This window comes from Ruegeria sp. G12 (assembly GCF_056533565.1).
In genome coordinates, this window is sequence record NZ_JBQFOO010000015.1 from 2,501 (window position 1) to 6,213 (window position 3,713).

A 3,713-nucleotide genomic window follows, 5' to 3' on the forward strand; every position below is an offset into this window, starting at 1 on the left:
GCCTCGCACCCAAACGATCTCCTTCGGAGATCATTTGAAATCGTATAGAGAGAAATCAATCAACACTGTTTGATCGCGCCGAGTGTGGCGTTGATCTCAGTTGGTCCTCACGTGCTCAAGTAGCCGAATAGGCGGTAGCACACATAGTGAGGAGGTTTGATTAGGGATGTTTCCTCGTCCCTCTTTGAATATCCCGGCTGAAACGAACAGAGTTGTCCAAGTCAAGTACACTAACCCGCATGACCGCAAGGTTATGCATGTCTTCTATCCTCTGCGTGGGGCCGACCGACATCGGCAGCATGGGTTCCAGGATGGAAGGCGGGAAAGTATGCTTTTGGTTCAGGAAAAGGGGTTGGTTGTTCCAGCTTCCGACCCGTTATGGATTTGCTTCGCAAATCCTGTCTTTCTTTTTCTGGATCAAATCAAGCGCGAGAAGGGCGTTTGGTGAATGCCTTGGCAGCAAGAGGCGATGAAAGACGTGATACTCTGCGATAAGCCATGGGGAGCTGAGAATAAGCTTTGATCCATGGATTTCTGAATGGGGCAACCCACTTGAAAGCTTCATATTGTTAGTTTTGCTAATCAATATGTCGCTTAACCAAGTACTTAAGACCTGAATACATAGGGTTTTAAGAGCAAACCCGGGGAACTGAAACATCTAAGTACCCGGAGGAAAGGAAATCAATTGATACTCCCCTAGTAGCGGCGAGCGAACGGGGACCAGCCGAGCCAGATAAGTGACTAGAACACGTTGGGAAGCGTGGCCATAGCGGGTGACAGCCCCGTATAGGAAGCTTTGATGGACGTATTAAGTAGGGCGGAACACGTGAAATTCTGTCTGAAGATCGGAGGACCACCTTCGAAGGCTAAGTACTCCTTGCTGACCGATAGCGAACCAGTACCGTGAGGGAAAGGTGAAAAGCACCCCGACGAGGGGAGTGAAACAGTACCTGAAACCGAACGCCTACAATCAGTCGGAGGATCCTCGAGATCTGACGGCGTACCTTTTGTATAATGGGTCATCGACTTGGTCTCACGAGCAAGCTTAAGCCGTTAGGTGTAGGCGTAGCGAAAGCGAGTCTTAATAGGGCGTATGAGTTCGTGGGATCAGACCCGAAACCGAGTGATCTAGGCATGGCCAGGTTGAAGGTAAGGTAACACTTACTGGAGGACCGAACCCACATCCGTTGAAAAGGATCGGGATGAGCTGTGCCTAGGGGTGAAAGGCCAATCAAACTCGGAGATAGCTGGTTCTCTGCGAAATCTATTTAGGTAGAGCGTCATCCGAATACCCCGGGGGGTAGAGCACTGGATGGGTAATGGGGCCCCACAGGCTTACTGATCCTAACCAAACTCCGAATACCCGGGAGTACTAGATGGCAGACACACTGCGGATGCTAACGTCCGTAGTGGAGAGGGAAACAACCCTGACCTACGACTAAGGCCCCCAATTCATGGCTAAGTGGGAAAGCAGGTGGGACGACCAAAACAACCAGGAGGTTGGCTTAGAAGCAGCCATCCTTTAAAGATAGCGTAACAGCTCACTGGTCTAAATAAGTTGTCCTGCGGCGAAGATGTAACGGGGCTCAAGCCATGAGCCGAAGTCTAGGGATGCGTAAGCATCGGTAGCAGAGCGTAGTGTGACATAGCACTTATCTTGTATTATCGCCGGTCATTTGGCGCGAGCAATCGCGCTCAAGTAGCCGAATAGGCGGTAGCGCAAGATAAAGTGCTTTCGATGAAGCCGGGGCGTGAGCCATCCGGTGGAGAGATCACTAGTGAGAATGATGACATGAGTAGCGACAAAGAGTGTGAGAGACACTCTCGCCGAAAGTCCAAGGGTTCCTGCTTAAAGCTAATCTGAGCAGGGTAAGCCGGCCCCTAAGCCGAGGCCGAAAGGCGTAGGCGATGGGAACCAGGTTAATATTCCTGGGCCAGGAGGATGTGACGGATCACAGGTGTAGTTCAATCTTATCGGATTGATTGGGCTGCTGAGTGGTTCCTGGAAATAGCCCTCCATCAGACCGTACCCTAAACCGACACAGGTGGACTGGTAGAGCATACCAAGGCGCTTGAGAGAACGATGTTGAAGGAACTCGGCAAAATACCTCCGTAAGTTCGCGAGAAGGAGGCCCGGTTCCTAGGCAACTAGGGGCTGGGGGCACAAACCAGGGGGTGGCGACTGTTTATTAAAAACACAGGGCTCTGCGAAGTCGCAAGACGACGTATAGGGTCTGACGCCTGCCCGGTGCCTGAAGGTTAAAAGGAGAGGTGAGAGCCTTGAATTGAAGCCCAGGTAAACGGCGGCCGTAACTATAACGGTCCTAAGGTAGCGAAATTCCTTGTCGGGTAAGTTCCGACCTGCACGAATGGCGTAACGACTTCCCCGCTGTCTCCAACATCGACTCAGCGAAATTGAATTGCCTGTCAAGATGCAGGCTTCCCGCGGTTAGACGGAAAGACCCCGTGCACCTTTACTACAGCTTCGCACTGGCATCAGGATTGTGATGTGCAGGATAGGTGGTAGGCTTTGAAGCGGAAACGCAAGTATCCGTGGAGCCTCCCTTGAGATACCACCCTTCGCACTCTTGATGTCTAACCGCGGTCCGTTATCCGGATCCGGGACCCTGCGTGGCGGGTAGTTTGACTGGGGCGGTCGCCTCCTAAAGCGTAACGGAGGCGCGCGAAGGTTGGCTCAGAGCGGTCGGAAATCGCTCGTTGAGTGCAATGGCAGAAGCCAGCCTGACTGCAAGACTGACAAGTCGAGCAGAGTCGAAAGACGGCCATAGTGATCCGGTGGTCCCGAGTGGAAGGGCCATCGCTCAACGGATAAAAGGTACGCCGGGGATAACAGGCTGATACTGCCCAAGAGTCCATATCGACGGCAGTGTTTGGCACCTCGATGTCGGCTCATCTCATCCTGGGGCTGGAGCAGGTCCCAAGGGTACGGCTGTTCGCCGTTTAAAGAGGTACGTGAGCTGGGTTTAGAACGTCGTGAGACAGTTCGGTCCCTATCTGCCGTGGGTGTAGGAGACTTGAGAGGAGTTGCCCCTAGTACGAGAGGACCGGGGTGAACGATCCACTGGTGGACCAGTTGTCGTGCCAACGGCAGTGCTGGGTAGCTATGATCGGACAGGATAACCGCTGAAGGCATCTAAGCGGGAAGCCCCCCTCAAAACAAGGTCTCCCTGAGGGCCGTGGAAGACCACCACGTCAATAGGCCGGAGATGTAAGCGCAGTAATGCGTTCAGTTGACCGGTACTAATCGCCCGATAGGCTTGATTTGATCCAGTAATGGAAAGACAAAGCCGAAAGCATACACCGACCTTGACAATGGATAGCGTCGTAGCACCTAGCCGCGATGTTGATTGATTAAATAACCGAGTGGCACCGCGCATTCGCTTCGCGAATACGCTGCCTGCCACCCGTCGCTTTCTTGCACAGCAAGAAAGTCGACATGGGCTTTTCCTCGGTTTGGTGGTCATAGCGCAAGTGAAACACCCGGTCCCATCCCGAACCCGGAAGTTAAGCACTGCCGCGCCAATGGTACTTGGGCTTAAGCCCCGGGAGAGTAGGTCACCGCCAAACCTAGTAAAAGCCCAACAGTCTCTCTAACGATGAAAAGAACACCTGGCGCGGGGTGGAGCAGTCCGGTAGCTCGTCAGGCTCATAACCTGAAGGTCAGAGGTTCAAATCCTCTCCCCGCAACCAAA

The 3,713-nt window shown here is 53.0% G+C and carries 1 tRNA gene and 2 rRNA genes; all 3 read left to right on the plus strand.

Annotation, left to right across the window (positions count from 1 at the left end):
• Positions 1-420: 420 nt before the first annotated feature.
• Positions 421-3,286, plus strand: a 23S ribosomal RNA gene (locus tag ACR0JN_RS21935).
• A 187-nt stretch (positions 3,287-3,473) separates the two neighbouring features.
• Positions 3,474-3,588, plus strand: a 5S ribosomal RNA gene (rrf, locus tag ACR0JN_RS21940).
• A gap of 46 nt (positions 3,589-3,634) precedes the next feature.
• Positions 3,635-3,711, plus strand: a tRNA-Met gene (locus tag ACR0JN_RS21945).
• Positions 3,712-3,713 lie beyond the last annotated feature (2 nt).